Annotated in this window: 7 protein-coding genes; 5 read left to right on the top strand and 2 right to left on the bottom strand. The window is 67.2% G+C overall.

Annotated features, from left to right (window positions below):
- The first annotated feature begins 627 nt into the window (after positions 1 to 627).
- Positions 628 to 4,221, top strand: a complete 3,594-nt coding sequence (locus tag DM992_RS33665) for a YadA-like family protein (protein WP_111020621.1) — start codon at positions 628 to 630, stop codon at positions 4,219 to 4,221.
- Between the two features lie 113 nt (positions 4,222 to 4,334).
- Here the strand turns inward: DM992_RS33665 and DM992_RS33660 are convergent, their stop codons facing one another.
- A complete protein-coding gene (locus tag DM992_RS33660; RefSeq protein WP_111020620.1) occupies positions 4,335 to 4,754 on the bottom strand; it encodes a DUF1810 domain-containing protein in 420 nt (139 codons plus the stop codon).
- 322 nt (positions 4,755 to 5,076) lie between these two features.
- On the opposite strand from DM992_RS33660, the gene DM992_RS33655 reads away from it, so the two are divergent.
- Positions 5,077 to 7,836 carry a UPF0182 family protein gene (locus DM992_RS33655; RefSeq protein WP_111020619.1) on the top strand — a complete coding sequence of 920 codons (2,760 nt, stop codon included), beginning with the start codon at positions 5,077 to 5,079 and terminating at the stop codon, positions 7,834 to 7,836.
- Between the two features lie 165 nt (positions 7,837 to 8,001).
- On the opposite strand, the gene DM992_RS33650 is transcribed toward DM992_RS33655, so the two are convergent.
- On the bottom strand, positions 8,002 to 9,372 hold the full coding sequence (locus tag DM992_RS33650) for an MFS transporter (protein WP_111020618.1): 1,371 nt from the start codon (positions 9,370 to 9,372) through the stop codon (positions 8,002 to 8,004).
- Positions 9,373 to 9,423: 51 nt separating this feature from the next.
- On the opposite strand from DM992_RS33650, the gene DM992_RS41985 reads away from it, so the two are divergent.
- From DM992_RS41985 to DM992_RS33635, 3 genes are all read left to right on the top strand, one after another.
- Positions 9,424 to 9,879: a hypothetical protein gene (locus DM992_RS41985; protein ID WP_162631799.1), complete on the top strand. Its 456-nt coding sequence runs from the start codon at positions 9,424 to 9,426 to the stop codon at positions 9,877 to 9,879.
- A gap of 93 nt (positions 9,880 to 9,972) precedes the next feature.
- Positions 9,973 to 10,425, top strand: coding sequence for a type II toxin-antitoxin system HicB family antitoxin (locus tag DM992_RS33640; RefSeq protein ID WP_111021579.1), 453 nt, complete (start codon positions 9,973 to 9,975; stop codon positions 10,423 to 10,425).
- Between the two features lie 61 nt (positions 10,426 to 10,486).
- Positions 10,487 to 19,120 (top strand): glucoamylase family protein, encoded by an 8,634-nt coding sequence (locus tag DM992_RS33635; protein ID WP_111020617.1) that lies wholly within the window; start codon positions 10,487 to 10,489, stop codon positions 19,118 to 19,120.
- The last annotated feature ends 55 nt before the right edge of the window (positions 19,121 to 19,175 follow it).

Raw genomic sequence — 19,175 nt, 5'->3', positions numbered from 1 at the left:
TCGATTAATCTCGGCGATGCGCAATCGTTTGCGAGACGGCAATATTTCAAGTAACACATTGAATATATTGGATTTTGCAATCTATAAACAATGTCGCCTTTGATAATCATCGATCGTGTCTCATAATTCGTCCGAACTTTGAGCGCCGGATGGCACAGAACAACCGAAGGCTCCGCGAACCGCGCCGGACGTTGCGCGATTCGAGTCCGAAGCATCAGTTGATGCATGTCTGAGCGAATGTCCTGAGCATCGAAACGGAAATCCGGTTGCCGGAGATGAAGTAAAAGAGACGGGGTTGGTCGCGGTCGGCGCGACGTCGGATTCAGGGTAGTTATAAAGACGGGTTGAATCTCCGGATTCGGTCGGGGGCGAACTCGTCCATAAATAACAATACGTATTCCTAATGCAGGTAACGATTTAACGGAACGGGCCGGAAGAGACGGCGTGCCCGGGCTATCGGACGCCCTGTCGATTTGCGCGGTCGGTGCGTGTCGCGTTCGACACGGCCAGGCCGGACATCGCGAACGGGTTCCGCACTGAAGTCGCAATCGCAGTCGAAGTCGAAGCTGTCAATAAAAGTAAGTAGTCCGTATTCAAACCAGACGTTACAAAACGGAGCAGACCAGCATGAAGATGAATCAGATTTCGGCGCTTGTCGCCGCCATGTTCACGGGCGCAGGTGTCCTGATCGCGGGGGTCGCGCACGCGGACAATTTCGTCGACCGCGGCAACCCGGACAACGCGCTGAACGGCCAGTGCATCGACGGGACGAACCCGCTCTGCGTGGCAACGAAGAGCGGAAGCTACGTGGCGGTGAGCACCTCGAACGTGACGCAGGGAACGAATGCCAGGGCCGGCACCAGCGGTATCGCGATCGGCGATCAGTCGAATGCGAGCAGCAAGGGTGGCACCAGCAGCGGCGGCGCGATTGCGATCGGTGTCGGCTCGCAGGCGCTGGCGAACTCGGCCACGGCGATCGGCACGGTGGCGGTCGCGCAGGGCAATACGTCGCTCGCGGTCGGCCGCCAGTCGGCCGCTGTCGGCGATTTCTCGATGGCGCTCGGCAACGTCGCCGATGCGCACGGCACGAGCTCGATCGCGCTCGGCCACTCGGCGCTGGCGAGCGGCGATCGCTCGATTGCGATCGGTGGCGCGAACCCGACGTCGAGCGACGGCGTATCGAACGGCGCCGCGTACGACGCTGCGACGCAGACGCGCGCCGGCGGCACGCAATCCGTGGCGATCGGCGCGGGCGCACAGACGAACGACAACAATCAGGTTGCGATCGGCTCGGGCAGCGTCGGTGCGAACAACGGCGGCACGCCGGTATTCGGCGGCACGGCAGCGCCGGTCGGCGGCGCGGTGTCGTTCGGCGCGCTCGGCAACGAACGCCAGCTGAAGAACGTCGCGGCGGGCGCGGCCGATACGGATGCCGTCAACGTCCAGCAGTTGAAGAACGTGAACAGCACGCTCAGCACGGGCATCGGCAACGTCGACGCACGCGTGACGTCGGTCGGCAATTCGTTGTCGACTTCGATCACGAACGTCGACCAGCGTGTGACCAACGTGGGCAACAGCCTCAGCACGAGCATCGTGTCGGCAACGCAGAACGTCGTGAAATACACGGACGATTCGCATGCGGCGATCGCGCTCGACGGCAGCAACGGCACCACGATCGGCGGCGTCGCGGCCGGCGTGGCCGATACCGACGCGGTGAACGTCGGCCAGTTGAAGGGCAGCGTCGCGCCGCTGCAAACGTCCATTTCGACGGCGGCTTCGAACATCGCAAACCTGCAGAACAGCGTCTCCGGCATCAACACGTCGTTGAGCACGACCGCCTCGAACATCGGCAACCTGCAGGCGGCCGATACGCGCAACGTGAAGTACGACGGCGCGAGCGGGTTCGATTCGGTGACGTTCGCCGGCACCAACGGCACCACGCTGCACAACGTCGCGGACGGCAAGGACGTGCACGACGCCGTCAACGTCGGGCAACTGAACGGCGGCCTCGCATCGCTCAGCACGAGCGTGACGAGCAACCTCAGCACGACGCTCGGCAACCTGAGCACGTCGATCACCAGCCAGATCGGCGCTGCGACGAAGAACGCGGTGCAGTATGACGACGACGCGCACGGCGGCGTCACGCTCGGCGGGAAGGGCGCGCAGGCACCGGTCGGCCTGCACAACGTCGCGGACGGCATTGCCGCGGGCGACGCGGTGAACGTCGGCCAGCTCGGCAAGGCGACCGACACGCTCAATCAGTCGATCACGACCGTCGGCAACCAGGTGACGACGAATACGGGCAACATCGCCGCGCTTCAGCAGGATGCGCTCCAGTGGAACGCGAGCCTCGGCGCGTACGATGCGAGCCACGGCGGCAACGGCCCGCAACTCATCAGCAACGTCGCGGCCGGCAAGAACGGAACGGACGCGGTCAACGTCGATCAGTTGACCGCAGCGATTCACGACGGCACGAGCCAGCTCGATGCGCTGGCCGTGAAGTACGACGATGCGAGCAAGCAGCAGGTTTCGCTCGGCGCGGGCAACGGCGGCAGCCCGGTGCGCGTGACCAACGTCGCGGAAGGCAACGTGGCGTCCGGCAGCACGGACGCGGTGAACGGCGCGCAATTGCGTCGCTCGATCGACGGCACTGCGGCCGCGCTCGGCGGCGGCGCAACGGCGAATCCGGACGGTTCGATCGGCGCGCCGGCTTATAAGGTCGGTGGCGGCTCGTTCAACAACGTCGGCGACGCGCTGACGAACCTCGACGGCCGCGTCGGCAGCAACACGACGACGCTCGAGAATCACGAAACGCGCCTCGGCAATGCCGAAACGAACATCGCCGGCAATACGGCCGCGATCGCCGGGCTGCAACAGGACGCGCTGCAGTTCGACCCGCAACTCGGCGCCTACAGCGCGGCGCGCGCCGGTGCCCCGACGAAGCTGACGAACGTGGCCGACGGCAACGTCGCCGCGGGCAGCACGGACGCGGTGAATGGCGGCCAGCTGTCGGGCGTGAAATCCGCTCTCGAACAGCAGATCACGCAGGTGTCCAGTCAAGCCGGCGAGGCGGTGAAGAACGTCGTCAAATACGATGTCGACGCGAACGGCAACCGGCTGAATTCGGTTTCGCTCGTCGGCGGCGACACGAACTCGGCCGTCGTGCTCAAGAACGTCGCGGCGGGCACCAGTGACACCGACGCGGTGAACGTGAAGCAACTGAAGGACGTGCAGTCGAATCTCAACCAGCTCGGCGCGCTCGCGGTGCAGTACGACGACAGCTCGAAGAGCACGATCACGCTCGGCGGCGCCGGCGGCACGCGCATCACGAACGTGCAGGCAGGCACGCTCAGTGCCACCAGCACGGATGCGGTGAACGGCTCGCAGCTCTACGCGACCAACCAGCAGGTGTCGAAGAACACGACCGACATCTCGAACCTGCAGGGCAGCGTGACCAACATCGCGAACGGCAAGGCCGGCCTCGTGCAGCAGCAGGACCCGAACGGCGCGATCACGGTCGGGAAAGACACGGGCGGCACCAGCGTGAATTTCTCCGGCTCGGCGGGCGACCGCACGCTGACCGGTGTCGCGGCGGGCGTGAACGACAACGATGCGGTCAACGTCGGCCAGTTCAACAACGCGATGAAGAGCGTGGCGGCCAACGACAAGATCCGCGCGGCGGCGACCGATGCGAACACGACGTGGATCGCGCGTGCCGATGCGGGTTCGATCGGGTCGACGGCGACCGCGACCGGCAAGAACGCGGTGGCGGTCGGCCAGGGCTCCGTCGCTGATCGCGACAATTCGTTCTCGGTCGGCGCGAAGGGCAGCGAGCGCCAGATCACGAACGTCGCGGCCGGAACGGCGCCGACCGACGCGGTGAACGTGCAGCAGCTGAACGACAACCTCACGGCCGCTTCGACGCAGGCGAAGAGCTACACCGACCAGCGCATCGGGCAGGTGTACAACTCGTTCAACGACCTGAAGAAGGACATGTACGGCGGCGTCGCGTCGGCGATGGCGGTGGCCGGCCTGCCGCAGCCGACGGGTGCGGGGCGCTCGATGGTGTCGGCGGCGACCGCGAACTATCATGGCCAGCAGGGGTTTGCCGCCGGCTACTCGTACGTGACGGAGAGCAACCGCTGGGTCGTCAAGGCGTCGGTGACGGGCAACAGCCGGTCGGATTTCGGCGCGGTGGTTGGCGCGGGGTATCAGTTCTGATGTAGTTCGCGCGGCATAGCGCGATCGGTGGTGCCGGGCAATGCATGCGATGCCCGGCACCCCAGGGGACATCCCTGGCCCGAGGCCTGGCGGTTTATTCGCGCCGCCCCCGCCTAGATTCGCGCGAGCGTATCGTGATCGGCCTCACCACCGAAATATTTCTCGAGCGCCTCCACGAACACCGCGTTGTCGGCAGTCGCATGCGCGAACAACGTGACCGACGACCGGAATTTCAGGTAGTCCGGATACCCGAAAATCGTCTGGATCGAACTGCCTTCGACGTGATTGACCAGCCGTGTGCATTCCCGCAGCCTTTCGCCGAGCAGCGGATGCTGAAGATACGCGACGGCTTCGGCCAGTGTCGAGATCGCATACCGTTGCGCCATCGCGCTGTTGCCAAGCCCTTCGATCTGCGGAAACACGAACCACATCCAGTGGCTTCGCTTGTGTCCGTTCTTCAGCTCGTCGCATACCTGCGCATACACCGAATCCTGTGCGTCGACAAAGCGCTGAAGATCATAGGGATCGCCCATTTCGCCCTCCGTCCGTTCCGGCGCGGCAAGCCGCCCGAACGCTCATTGTGAGCGTGACCCGGATGGCGTGCAAATGCCCCGTTGACCGTGTGCTCACCCGGCTTCACATCGCGTCCCGCGAGTGAGACGCGATCGGATTTGCTGCAGTGCACTGCGATCGATCGCCCGCAAGTGACGTCGCGCGTGCCGTCGGATGGCGACGTGCCGGCAACGAGCGTAGCATTCAGACATGCGGCCGGCCGCGATCCCGACCGACGGATCGGCGGCATACCCCGATCCGGCCGCAGCCGGCCTCGCATGACGGCCCGGCAAAGGAGCCTCGATGCGCTCGCAAGCAACGTCCGTCTCGCGCCTGGGGCGCTATGGGATCGCGGCTGCGGCCGTCGTCGCCTGCCTGATCGTCATCGGGCGCATCACCGGTATCCTGGTCGACTGGCTTTGGTTCTCGTCGATCGGCTATGCCGGCGTCTTCTGGACGATCCTGTCCGCGAGGGTGCTGCTGTTCGTCGCGGTGCTCGCCGTGTCGGCGGCCGCGATCGGCGCGTCGGGGCTGCTCGCGCATCGTTTTGCAAGGCCCGTCGATGTCTGGCAGGTAGAGGAAGCTTCGTCGACGCGTGCGGAGGATGTCCTTCGGGCGCTCGCAGCGGAGGTCGCATCGCGCGTTCCATGGCGCGCGGTCATCGCCGCGGGTGCCGTCTTCCTCGGGCTTGCGATCGCCGCCGGTGCGATGTCGAGCTGGGATGTTGCGCTGCGCTTTCTGCATCGGGTGCCGTTCGGCGCGCGCGATCCGATCTTCGGCAAGGACATCGGTTTCTATCTGTTCGCGCTGCCCGTCTGGATCGTACTGAAGAACCTGCTGCTGCAAGTGGTCGCCTGCTGCGCGATCGTCGCAGGCAGCGTCTACTGGCTGCGCGGCGACATCATGTTGCGCCCGCCGAAGGGGCTTTCGTCGGCTGCCGCCGTTCACGGTTCGGCGCTGCTGGCGCTGTTCTTCCTGCTGAAAGCCTGGTCCTGGTGGCTCGAACGCTTTCTGCTGCTCTACGACAACAACGGTGTCGTGGTCGGCGCCGGCTATACGGACGTCCACGTGATGCTGCCGGTGCTGTGGCTGCTCGTCGGCCTCGCCATTGCGTCGGCCGTTGCGATGCTGGTCAACCTGCGCCGGCCCGGCTATCGGCTGCCGGCCGCCGCGGTGCTGCTGGTGTTCGGCACTTCGTTTGCGCTGGGCATCGTCTATCCCGCGCTGTTCCAGCGCTTCTACGTCAAGCCGAGCGAGCTGCAGCTCGAGACGCCCTATATCCAGCACAACATCGCGTTGACGAGACAGGCTTACGGTCTCGCGCAGATCGAGGTCAAGCCGTTCGCGGCCGGGCAGGGCCTGAATCTCGCGTCGCTGCAGGCCAATCGCGCGACCGTCGACAACATCCGCCTGTGGGATGTGCAGCCGCTGATGGATACCTATGCGCAGTTGCAGGAGATCAGGACTTACTACAAGTTCTTCGCCGTGGATATCGATCGCTACCGGCTCGACTCCGGCTACCGGCAGGTCATGCTGTCGGCGCGCGAGCTGGAGCAGTCGATGCTGCCGGAGAACGCCCGAACCTGGGTGAACCTGCATCTGCTGTTTACCCACGGCAACGGCGTCGTGATGTCGCCGGTCACCGAGAAATCGACGGAAGGCCTGCCGTCGCTGTATCTGCGCGACATTCCGCCTGTCGCGGACGGCGGACCGGCGATCCGCGAACCGCGTATTTACTTCGGCGAAGGCGGGCAGGGTTATGTGATCGTGAAGGGCAGCGTGCCCGAATTCGACTACCCGAAGGGCGACAGCAACGTCTACACGTCCTACAGCGGGCGCGATGGTGTCGCGATCGGCGGCGCGGCGCGGCGCAGCCTCTTCGCATGGCAGTTCGGTGATCCCAACATCCTGCTGACGCACTACATCACGAACGACAGCAGGATCCTGTTTCACCGCAACATCCGGGACCGGATACGCACGATTGCGCCGTTTCTCGCGCTCGACCACGACCCGTATGTGGTGGCAAGCAGCGGACGCCTGTTCTGGATGCAGGACGCCTATACGACCAGCCGCTGGTTTCCGTATGCGCCGCCCGGTGTCGGCGACGGCGCCAACTACATCCGCAACGCGGTCAAGGTGGTGGTCGACGCGTACAACGGCACGGTCGACTTCTACGTCAGCGATCCTTCCGATCCGCTGGTGCGGACTTACGCGCGCATCTTCCCCGGCCTGTTCAAGCCGCTCGACGCGATGCCGCCGGATCTTCGACAGCATATCCGCTACCCCGAGGATCTGTTTCTGATCCAGGCGAACCTCTACCGCGCTTATCACATGGATGCACCGGAAGTGTTCTATAACCGCGAGGACCTCTGGCAGTTTCCTCGCGCGCTGGGCGATATCGACGGGGGCGACGCCGCGAACGCGCAGATGGCGCCGTACTACACGATCATGAGGCTGCCCGGCGACGCGCAGGCCGGCTTCGTGCTGATGCTGCCGATGGTGCCGAGCCAGCGCGAGAACATGATCGCGTGGCTGGCCGCGCGTTGCGATCCGCCCGGGTACGGCAAGCTGATCGTCTACGCGTTCCCCAAGGACAAGCTGATCTACGGGCCGTACCAGATCGAGGCGCGCATCCAGCAGAGCACGGAAATCTCGCAGCAGATCTCGCTGTGGAACCAGATGGGCTCACGCGTGATTCGCGGCCATCTCGTGGTCGTGCCGATCGAGAATTCGATTCTCTACGTGTCGCCGCTTTATCTGCGCGCGGCGTCGGGCCAATTGCCCGAGCTGAAGCGGGTGATCGCGGCCTATGGTGATCGCGTCGTGATGGAGGAAAACCTGAGCGAGGCGCTCGCAGCGCTCTTCAAGGAGACGGGGCCGGGGCCGGTGGCGGCACCGGCCCGCGGTGCGCCGGACGCGCGCGCTCGCGACGCGCTGGCCCATTACGACCGCGCGCTCGAGCGGCTGAAGGCGGGGGATTGGGCCGGCTTCGGCGCGGAACTCGATGCGCTGCGGCCGTTGCTCGAAGCGCTGGGCTCCGTTCGTGCGGATAGCAGGAAGTGAGCGGGGCGCGGCTGAGCGGGCGTGAGTTCGACTGCACGCCATCAAGAAGTCGTCTCGTTTTCCGCGCGCGCGTATGGTCCTGAATCGAGACCGGGTGCGGAAAGCGGGCCGGCAGCCGCCTCGTCACCCTATGCATCATCGATGGCGCGATCGCCGGCCAACCCGTCAAGTCAGCGGTGGCGCGTGTCCGTGATCCCCCAGATCCCGCGCTTCGTCGTATTCCCGCGAAATATCCTTGTTCGTGTAGTCCCCGAGCTTCGATGCGGCGACCAGGCTCAGCACCGCACACACCAGCACGTACACCGCGATCGCATACCCCGAATGGTAGTAGGCAAACAGCGCCGTCGCGATCAGCGGTGCCGGGCCGCCTGCGATGACCGAAGCGAGCTGATACCCCATCGACGCACCGCTGTATCGCAACCGCCCGGTAAACGACTCGGCAATCAACGCAGCCTGCGGCCCGTACATCATCGAATGCGGGACCAGCGACAGCACGATGGCCGCGAAGATCCATACCGGATTCCGGCTATCGACCATTGCGAAGTAGAGGAATCCGAACACACCAACGGCAGCCGCACCGATCATGTACATCCGCCGCCGCCCGATCAGATCCGACACGTGCCCGAACAGCGGGATGGTGAAGAATTCGACCACGGATGCAACCAGAACCGCCGTCAGCAGCAGTTCACGCGTGACGCCCAGCGCCGTGATCCCGTAGGTGAACACGAACGCTGTAAAGATATAGAACGGCGCCTGTTCGGCCATCCGCGCAAACGCCGACAGCACGATATCCCTCGGCTGCTTGCGCAGCACTTCGAGCATCGGCGTCTTCTCGATCCGGCGCTCGGCCAGCAGCTTCGCGAAGATCGGCGTTTCGAGAATATTCAGGCGGATATAGAGCCCGATCGCGACCAGCACGATGCTGAGGAAAAACGGCACGCGCCAGCCCCACGCGAGGAAACTGCTGCCGGAAAACCAGCTCATGGCCAGCACGGCTAGGTTGGCGAGGAACAATCCCGCCGGCACGCCGAACTGCGGCCACGACGCGACGAAGCCGCGATGTGCATTGGTGCGCGCCCATTCCATCGACATCAGGACCGAGCCGCCCCATTCGCCGCCGACGCCGACGCCCTGGATGAAGCGCAGCACCGTGAGGAAAACGGCGCCCCAGATGCCGATCGTCGCGTAGGTCGGGACGAAAGCCACGGCGAACGTGGCGAGCCCCATCAGCAGCAGGGTCACGATCAGTGTGGCCTTGCGTCCGATGCGGTCGCCGTAATGGCCGAAGATCGCCGCGCCGACCGGCCGCGCGACAAAGCCGACGGCATAGATCAGAAACGCCTGCAGCGTGCCGACGAGAGGATGGGATTGCGGGAAATACAGCTTTGCGAAGACCAGGCCGGTGACCGTGCTGTAGAGGAAAAAGTCATACCATTCGATCGTGGTGCCGATCGTGCTGGCTATGACGGCGCGGCGCAGCTGGCGCCGGGCTTCCTCGTCGGAGAGGGGCGTGGCCGCGGATTGCATGGCAGCCATTTCGATATCTCCCCAAAAAGGGCGACAGAGAAATAAACCATACGCCCGGCGATGGGTTCCGGCAAGTCACTCTGCAGCTTGCAAATCAGAAGGATTGCGAACGTATACCGGACATTGGCGACCCGCAGCGGACTGCGCGACGAGGGCCGCGACGAGGGCCGCGACGATGACGCGTGGGGCCGCGAGGCACAGGCAACCCCACGCGCCGACGGCGAATGCCGCGAGGATGAACGCGGCAGATCGAACGAGTGTGACGGGATTCACGGTGACGCTCCGCTTCGATGGCAACAACCTGGCGCATGTGCGATGAAGCGCACCGCATCCCTGGTCGTCACGGGCGTGCCGGCAGCAGAGGAGGCGGACGCGCCCGATGCGAGCAATGCGCTCGATCGTCATGCAAATCGTCCGTACGGCGCCCTACCGGCATCGAGCGCGTCGCAATTGCCAGGCGCGGATCGCGCGGCATCCGGCGACCCGGTGCGTGCCCGACGGGCAAGTCACCACTAAACCTGCCCCGAAGACTGTTCTTCAGCGTACCGACTCACCGGGCGGCCGTGATGCACGATGACGTTCGTCGCATTCTTCTGTCTGGAGCGGTTCATGAAATATCCGATCTATATCACGCGGCACGGGAATCCCCGCTATCGCGGCGCGCTTCCGGATTTTCCCGAGGTTGACGTGGAGGGCGACTCGTATGGCGAGTTGCAGGCGGCCGCCGCGCAACGGGTCGTGGCCCGTTATGACCGGTCCGCGCGTCTCGTCCCGCCGCCGACCACGGACATGTCCGTATTGCAGGCGTCGGAGGTCGATGTCGGCGACGGAATCTGGCGGTTCTTCGATATCGACCTGACCCGGATGACATCGAGTTCCGTGCGGATCGAGCTGTGCCTGCCGAAGCACATCGTGCATGACATCGATCGGACGGCGGCCGCGCTGCATACGACACGCGATGCGTTCGTGTCGATGGCGTGCGAGCACGCCATCGACTGCTCCGCGCCGCACGGCGGCTTGCATGGCGAACCCGTCGCGACATCGTTGTCGGAAGCGGTTTGACGGCCCCGGCGCGCCGGCGTGAAGCCTGGCTGAGCGGTGCGGTCATCTGGGAGGACGCCTCTTGAAGATTCACGTTGCGCGCGTTTCGCGACGCCGGACCTCGCCGTGGAGCAATGCCCGGCCGATTCGCGAGGAGTTCTTCGGCGACGAGCGACTCGCGCAGCATGCGGGCAGCCTGGCTCGCGCGCAGAAGGTGTTGCCCGGTGCTGCGTCGGGCCCCTCGCTGGGCACACGGCTGAAGGACAACGCGGATCATCTGCTGAAGGCCTACCGGAACACGGTGGCCGCAGACGCGCGCGGTGAGGAAATCACGCCCGCGGCGGAGTGGCTGCTCGACAACTACTATCTTGTCGCGGAACAGGTGCGGCAGATCCGCGACGATCTTTCCCCTCGCTATTACCGGCAACTGCCCAAACTGAGCAACGGCCCGTTCGCCGGTTATCCGCGCGTGTTCGGAATCAACTGGTCATTCGTCGCGCATACCGACAGTCGTTTCGATCCCGATGCGCTATGCCGTTTCATGCTTGCCTACCAGGCCGTGGAACCGCTGACGATCGGCGAACTGTGGGCGGTGGCGATCACGCTGCGGATCGTGCTGATCGAAAACCTGCGGCGGCTCGCGGATCAGATCATCGACGACCGGCGCGCGCGGCTCGACGCTGATGCGCTCGCGGATCGCCTGCTCGGCGAAGGCGGGCAGGCGCGGGTGGAGACGGAGCCGCTCGTCGCCCGTTATGAGCAGGCCGTATTGCACGATGCGTTCGCGGTGCAGCTGATTCAGCGGCTGCATGATCCCGATCCGGCCGTCGCGCCGGCACTCGCGTGGCTGCATCGGCACCTGGCGGCGCGCGGCGCGACGCCGGACCAGATCGTTGCCTCCGTCAACCATCAACAGGGTGCCGCCAGCCTGACCGTGCGCAACGTGATCACCAGCATGCGGCTGATTTCGGAGGTGGACTGGACCGATCTGTTCGAACGCATCAGCCTGGTCGATCAGGTGCTGCGCAGCCACCCGGGCTTCGCGGAGATGGATTTCCCCACGCGCAACCTGTATCGCGACGCCGTTGAAGCGCTTGCCCGCGGCGCGCCGGTCAGCGAGCTCGAGATTGCCCGGCGCGTCGTCGCCGATGCGGCAGCCCGCGCGCCGGCCGCCGGCGCGGTACGGGGCCGCGAGACCGACCCCGGTTACTACCTGCTGGCGGACGGCCGCGCCGCGCTCGAAGCGGAGATCGGCTATCGGCCGCCCGTTGCGTTGTGGTTGCGGCGCCTGACACGCCGCGCCGGTCTCGGCGGTTATCTCGGCCGTATCGGGCTGATCGCCGCGCTGCTGCTGGCGGGCATGCTGGCGTGGCTCACGCGCGTCGAACCGCCCGGCCACTGGCTGATCTGGCTCGGCGTCGCCGGCCTGCTGCCGGCGCTCGATGCCGCGCTCGCGCTCGTCAATCGCAGCGTGATGCGCGATGTCGGCGCGAAGATCCTGCCCGGCCTCGCATTGCTCGACGGCATCCCGCCGGACCTGCGCACCCTGGTCGCCGTGCCGGTGCTGCTGACGACGGAAGCGGCGCTCGCCGAGCAGATCGAGCAACTGGAAATTCATCATCTGGCGAGCCCCAACGGCGCGCTGTACTTCGCATTGCTCTCCGACTGGGTGGACGCGCCCACTCCGCACGCCGACAGCGACGACGGGCTGCTGGCCTCCGCGGCGGCGGGCATCGACCGGTTGAATCGCCTCTATCCGGCGGCACCGGGCGAAGGCGAGCGTTTTCTGCTGCTGCACCGCAAGCGCGTGTGGAACGACGGCGAACGGTGCTGGATGGGCTGGGAGCGCAAGCGCGGCAAGCTGCACGAGCTGAACCGGTTGCTGCGCGGGGCGCAGGACACGACGTTCATCGCGCCGGAAGGCCGGCCGCCGCGCGTGCCGCAGGACGTGCGCTACGTGATCACGCTCGATGCCGATACGCGGCTGCTGCGCGATACCGTGCGCCGCCTGGTCGGCAAGATGGCGCACCCGCTCAACCGGCCGGTATTCGACCCGGCGAGCCGGCGCATCGTCGAAGGCTACGGCGTCCTTCAGCCGCGCGTCACGTCATCCCTCGCGAGCGGCGACGAGGGCTCGCTGTTCCAGCGCGTGTCGTCGAGCGCGCACGGCATCGATCCTTACGTGTCGGCGGTATCGGATGTCTATCAGGACCTGTTCGACGAAGGCTCGTATGCGGGCAAGGGCATCTACGACGTCGATGCGTTCGAGGCGGTGCTCGCCGGCCGCGTGCCGGAGAACACGGTGCTCAGTCACGATCTGTTCGAAGGCATTTTCGCGCGGGCCGGGCTGGCGTCGGATATCGAGGTCGTCGAAGCGTCGCCGTCCCGCTACGACGTCGCGGCGGGACGCCTGCACCGATGGGCGCGCGGCGACTGGCAGCTCCTGCCGTGGTTGATTTTCGGTCGCGAACGGCTGACGGCGGTCGGCCGCTGGAAGATGCTGGACAACCTGCGCCGCACGCTCACGGCGCCCGCCATGCTGGTCGCGCTGCTGGCCGGATGGATGCTGCCGCTGCCCGTGTCGCTCGCCTGGAGTGCGTTCGTGCTGATGACGATCGCGCTGCCGTTCCTGTTGCCCGTATTGAGCGGACTGGTGCCGCGCTGGCGGCGCACGCACGTGAAGATGACCACGCGCAGCGTGCTTTATGCATGGTCGACGGAGCTGCGGTTCGCGTTGACGCGGTTCGGCCTGTCGATCGTCATGCTGCCGCAGCAGGCGTGGTCGATGGGCGACGCGATCGCGCGCACGCTGTTTCGCGTGGGGATCAGCCGTCGCCACCTGCTCGAATGGACCACGGCGGCCGAAGCCGGGGCGCGCGAGCGGCGGACCCTGGCGCTCACCTATCGGCAGATGCGCGGCGGCGTGACGCTCGCGCTGCTGGCTGCGGCTGCCGGCCTGGCGGCGGGCTGGCGCTTCGATCGTCATGCGGGCTGGCTGGCCGTTCCGTTCGCGCTGGTCTGGCTTGCGGCGCCTGCGATCGCCTACTGGCTGAGCCGCGCACCGCGGCCTGCGGGCGAACTGGCGGTGGCCCCGCACGATGCGCGCCGACTGCGGCGCGACGCGCGCCGGACCTGGCGTTATTTCGAGACCTTCGTGACAGCCGACGATCAGATGCTGCCGCTGGACAATTTCCAGGAGGACCCGAAGCCCGTTGTCGCGCACCGGACTTCGCCGACCAATATCGGGCTGTATCTGCTGTCCGCCGTCAGCGCCCGCGAGTTCGGCTGGCTCGGCACGCTGGACGCGGTGTCGCGGCTGGAGGCGACCCTTGCGACGATGCGGCTGATGTCGCGCTATCGCGGCCATTTCTATAACTGGTACGACACGCGCGACCTGCGGCCCCTCGAGCCGCGGTACGTGTCGTCGGTCGACAGCGGCAATCTCGCCGGCCACCTGATCGCGCTCGGCAACGGTTGCCGCGCATGGGCGAATCAGCCCGCCGGCGTGGGGCGGCAGGCCGCGTATGAAGGGATCGGCGATACGCTCGAGCTGTTGCGCAACGCCGTGTGCCGGGAAGGCGACGCCCGGACGGCCTTGCACGGCGAATTCGAGCGGGCCGCGACCGAGCTGGAGGAGACGCTCGCCGCGCCGGCCGGGGACGACGGCGCACCGGACGGCCGCGCCGCGCCGGAATGGCCGGCGATCACGGTCCTCGCCGCGACGGTCGCCGATGTCGCGCGTGCGCTGATGGACGACGTCGGTCGCGTGCGGGGCGGCGACGTCGACGACGTGCTGTTCTGGGCGCAGGCGCTGGAGCACGCGGTGCAGGGGCATTGTCGCGACGCGACGCGCACGCCGGACGAAGCGGACGTGTTGAACAAGCGTCTTCATGCGCTGGCCGATACCGCGTTGCAGATGGCCTATGCGATGGAGTTCGGCTTTCTGCTCGACCCGGTGCGGAATCTGCTGTCGATCGGCTATGCGGTGGCCGACGGACGGCTCGATCCGGGCAACTACGATCTGCTGGCGTCGGAGGCTCGCCTGGCGAGTTTCGTCGCGATCGCGAAGGGCGATGTCCCGGCGCGGCACTGGTTCCGGCTCGGCCGCCTGGCGACGCCGATCGGGCACGGCGCGGCGCTGATCTCGTGGTCGGGATCGATGTTCGAATACCTGATGCCGTCGCTGGTGATGCGCGCGCCGGACAGCAGCCTGCTCGCGCGTACCAATCACCTGGTGGTGCGTCGGCAGATCGCCTATGGCGACGGGCTGCGTCTGCCGTGGGGCATGTCCGAATCGGCGTACAACACGCGCGACATCGAGCTGACCTATCAGTATTCGAGCTTCGGCGTGCCGGAGTTGGGGCTCAAGCGCGATCTCGACCAGAACCTGGTGGTTGCACCCTATGCGACCGCGCTCGCGGCGATGGTCGCGCCGGATGCCGCCGCGCGCAACTTCGAGCGGCTGCGCGCGGCCGGCGCGTGCGGGCGCTTCGGCTTCTACGAAGCGCTCGACTACACGCCCGCGCGCGTGCCGGAAGGCATGCCGGTGGCCATCGTGCGGGCGTTCATGGCGCATCACCAGGGCATGTCGATCGTGTCGATCGCCAATGCGCTGCTGGGCGGGCGCATTCGCGCGTTCTTCCACGGCGAGCCGGCCGTCCGCGCCACCGAGCTGCTGTTGCAGGAGCGGGTGCCGGGCCGGGTCGCGGCAGGGCGCCCGCGGGTCGATGCGAGCCCCGCCGGCAGGATGCATGGCATCGATGCCGGCGTCGCGCGGCGCCTGCTGTCGGCGGACGATCCCGCGCCCGTCACGCATCTGCTGTCCAACGGCCGCTACGCGGTGATGCTCACGGCCGCGGGTTCCGGCTACAGCCGCCGCGACGATCTGGCGGTCACGCGCTGGCGGGAGGACGTGACGCGCGACGATTGGGGCAGCTATCTGTATCTGCGCGACGTCGACAGCGGTGACGTCTGGTCGGCCGCGTGGCAACCCACCGGCGTGGTGCCGGACAGCTACGAAGTGACGTTCACCGAGGATCGCGCCGAGTTCGTGCGGCGCGACGGCACCTTGACGACGTCGCTCGAGGTGGTGGTCTCCGCCGAGGACGACGCGGAGGTGCGGCGGGTGTCGGTGGCCAATGCAGGCACCCGGGCCCGCGTGATCGAATTCACGTCCTACGCGGAAATCGTGCTCGCGCCGCCCGCGGCCGATCACGCCCATCCCGCGTTCTCGAAGCTGTTCATCGAGACCGAGTACGTGCCGGCGTCCGGCGCGATTCTGGCGACGCGGCGCAAGCGCGCGCCGAACGAGGCGGAGGTCTGGGCCGCCCATCTGGCGGTGACTTCCGGCGAAACCGTCGGCGCGGAAGAATTCGACACCGATCGATTGCGCTTCATCGGGCGCGGGCGCGGCGTTCGACTGCCGCTTGCGCTGACCGAACGGCGCGCGCTGGGCGCTTCCGAAGGCGCGGTGCTGGACGCGGCGTTCACGTTGCGGCGGCGGCTGCGCATCGAGCCGGGCGCGAAGGCGAGCGTGGTCTACTGGACCATCGTCGCGGATTCGCGCGCGCAGCTGCTCGACCTGGTCGACAAGCATCGCGACGGCGAATCGTTCGCGCGTGCGGCGATGCTCGCGTGGACCCAGGCGCAGGTGCAACTGCGGCATAGCGCGGTGAGCCTCGACGAGGCCGCGTTGTTCCAGCAGCTGGCCGGATACATGCTCTACAGCGACGCGTCGATGCGGCCGGGTTCCGCCGCACTGCTGCGCCATGCGGCGGCGGTGTCGGCGGCGGGCGGCGTGGGCGCGTCGCCGCTATGGACGCATGGCGTATCGGGGGATCTGCCGATCCTGCTGGTGCGGATCGACGACATCGAGCACATCGCGATGGTGCGGCAGCTGATCCGCGCGCACGAGTATTGGCGGATGAAGCGGCTCGAGGTCGATCTGGTCATCGTCAACGAGCGCGCGGCATCGTATGTGCAGGATTTGCAGGCGGCGCTCGAGGGGCTGGTGCGGGCCCGGCAGCAGCCGGCAGAAGCCGGGCGCGGCAGTATTTTCGTGCTGCGCGACGACCTGATGGCGGCGGCGGCGCGCGCGCTGTTTCCGTCGGCCGCGCGCGCCGTGCTCGCCGCGCGCAACGGCCGGCTGGTGGATCAGCTGCGACGGCTCGCGGGTTCACCGCTGCCCGCCCGCTCGGATGCCGCGCGCCCGCCGCTGCCGCCGCCCGCGTTACTGCCGCCGAAGGGTGCGCAGGCCGGCGCCGGTCTCGAATACTTCAACGGCATCGGCGGTTTCGCGCGCGGCGGCCGCGAATACGTCGTGATCCTGCAGCCCGGTCAATGCACGCCGATGCCGTGGGTCAACGTCGTCGCGAACCCGTCGTGCGGCTTCCTGAGCTCGGTGGAAGGGGGCGGCTATACCTGGGTCACGAACAGCCGCGAGCATCCGCTGACGCCATGGTCGAACGACCCTGTTACCGATCCGCCCAGCGAGGTGTTCTATGTCCGCGACGACGAGACCGGCATGCGCTGGGGGCCGCAGGCGAACTCGATCGGCGACGACGCGCCGGGCGCGACTCCGTTCGTGGCGAGCCATGGCCAGGGCTACAGCCGGTATGCGCATACTGCCGCCGAGGTCGCCGTCGAACTGCTGCAGTTCGTGCCGCTGGCCGATCCCGTCAAGATTTCCCGCCTGACCTTGCGCAACCTGTCCGACCGGACCCGCCGGCTGTCCGTCGCAACCTATGCGGAGTGGGCGCTGGGCGCGTCGCGCAGCGTTGCGGCGCCGCACACCGCGAGCGAGATCGATCCATCCACCGGCGCGCTGTTTGCCCGCAACGACTGGAGCCAGGCGTATCGCGGCAGGGTGGCGTTCGCCGATCTATGCGGCCGGCAAACCGCCTGGAGCGCGGACCGGCGCGAGTTCATCGGCCGTAATGGCGTGCTGAGCGATCCCGCCGGTTTTCCGGGCAGCGTCGGCGCGCCGCCGCTGTCGGGCCGGGTCGGCGCCGGGCTCGACCCGTGTGCCGCGTTGCAGACCACGGTCGATCTCGAACCCGGCGGTGTCGTCGAAATCGTCTTGCTGCTCGGCGAAGGCGCCGATGCGGCGGCGGCGCGACAGTTGATCGAGCATTACCGTCAGGCGGATCTCGACGCGATATTCGCCGCCGTGACGGCGTTCTGGGACGAGACGCTCGGCGCGCTCCAGGTCGAGACGCCGGACCGCGCGATGGATCTGATGCTGAACCGCTGGCTGCTGTACCAGACGCTGTCGTGCCGGATCTGGGCGCGTGCGGGCTTTTATCAGGCCAGCGGCGCGTACGGTTTTCGCGATCAGCTGCAGGACGGCATGGCGCTCGCGGCCGCCCGCCCGGCGCTGACGCGCGAGCATCTGCTGCGGGCGGCGGCGCGCCAGTTTCCGGAGGGCGACATGCAGCACTGGTGGCTGCCGGAAAGCGGCAGCGGCGTACGCACGCGGATCTCCGACGACCGCGTCTGGCTCGCCCATGCGGTCGCGCACTACGTCGACGTCAGCGGCGACCGGGCGATTCTCGATGCGTCGATCCCGTTCATCGACGGGCGACCGCTGGCCGCCGACGAGCAGGACGCATTCTTCGTCCCGCGCATCTCGGAAACGAGCGCGCCGCTGTTCGAGCATTGCGTGCGCGGGCTGGAGTCCAGCCTCGCGCATGTCGGCGAGCATGGCCTGCCGCTGATCGGCACGGGCGACTGGAACGACGGCATGAACCGGGTCGGCGAGGCCGGACGGGGCGAAAGCGTGTGGCTCGGGTGGTTCCTGCATGCGACGCTCACGGCGTTCGCGCCGCTCGCCAGGGCGCGCGGCGCGGGCGATCTGGCAGCGCGCTGGCTGACGCGCGCCGACGCGTTGCGCGACGCGCTCGCCGATGCGGGATGGGACGGCGAGTGGTATCGGCGCGGCTACTTCGACGACGGTACGCCGCTCGGCTCGGCCGGCAACGCCGAATGTTCGATCGACGCGATCGCGCAGTCGTGGAGCGTGCTGTCGGGCGCGGCGGACCCGGCGCGCGCCGCGCGCGCGATGGGCGCGCTGGACGCGCGGCTGATCCGCCGCGCCGATGGCCTGGCGCTGCTGTTCGCGCCGCCGTTCGATCGTTCGCCGGTCGATCCCGGCTATATCAAGGGTTATCCGCCGGGCATCCGGGAAAACGGCGGCCAGTACACGCATGCGGCCACGTGGTCGGTGCTCGCGTTCGCGCAAATGGGTGACGGCGATCGCGCCGCGGATCTGTTCGCGCTGCTCAATCCGGTCAATCGCAGCCGCACGCGCAGCGGCGCGAATCGCTATCGGGTGGAGCCGTACGTGGTCGCGGCGGATGTCTATTCGGTCGCGCCGCATGTCGGCCGCGGCGGATGGACCTGGTACACCGGCTCGGCGGGCTGGCTGTATCGCGCGGGCGTCGAAGGCCTGCTCGGCCTGCGCAGGCATGGCGACATGCTGTCCATTCAACCGTGCATCCCGCGCTCCTGGCCAGGCTTCCGGGCAACGCTGCGTCACGGGGCGTCGCACTACGACATCGTCGTCGAGAATCCGGACGACGTCAGCGGCGGCGTGTCGCGCCTCGTCGTCGATGGCGTGCGGCTCGCCACCGGCGAAGCGGCGGTGCGGCTCGTGGACGATGGTCGGCGGCATAGCGTGGTCGTGACGCTGGGGGCTGCGCAGGCGGTGCTGCTGTGAGCCGGCGGGCCGGCATCCCGGCCGGTACGTTAGCGGACGGACTGTGCGCGATTCA

Source organism: Burkholderia sp. JP2-270, assembly GCF_003233675.1.
Taxonomy (GTDB): domain Bacteria; phylum Pseudomonadota; class Gammaproteobacteria; order Burkholderiales; family Burkholderiaceae; genus Burkholderia; species Burkholderia pyrrocinia_C.
This window is presented reverse-complemented; position numbering and strand designations above follow the sequence as displayed.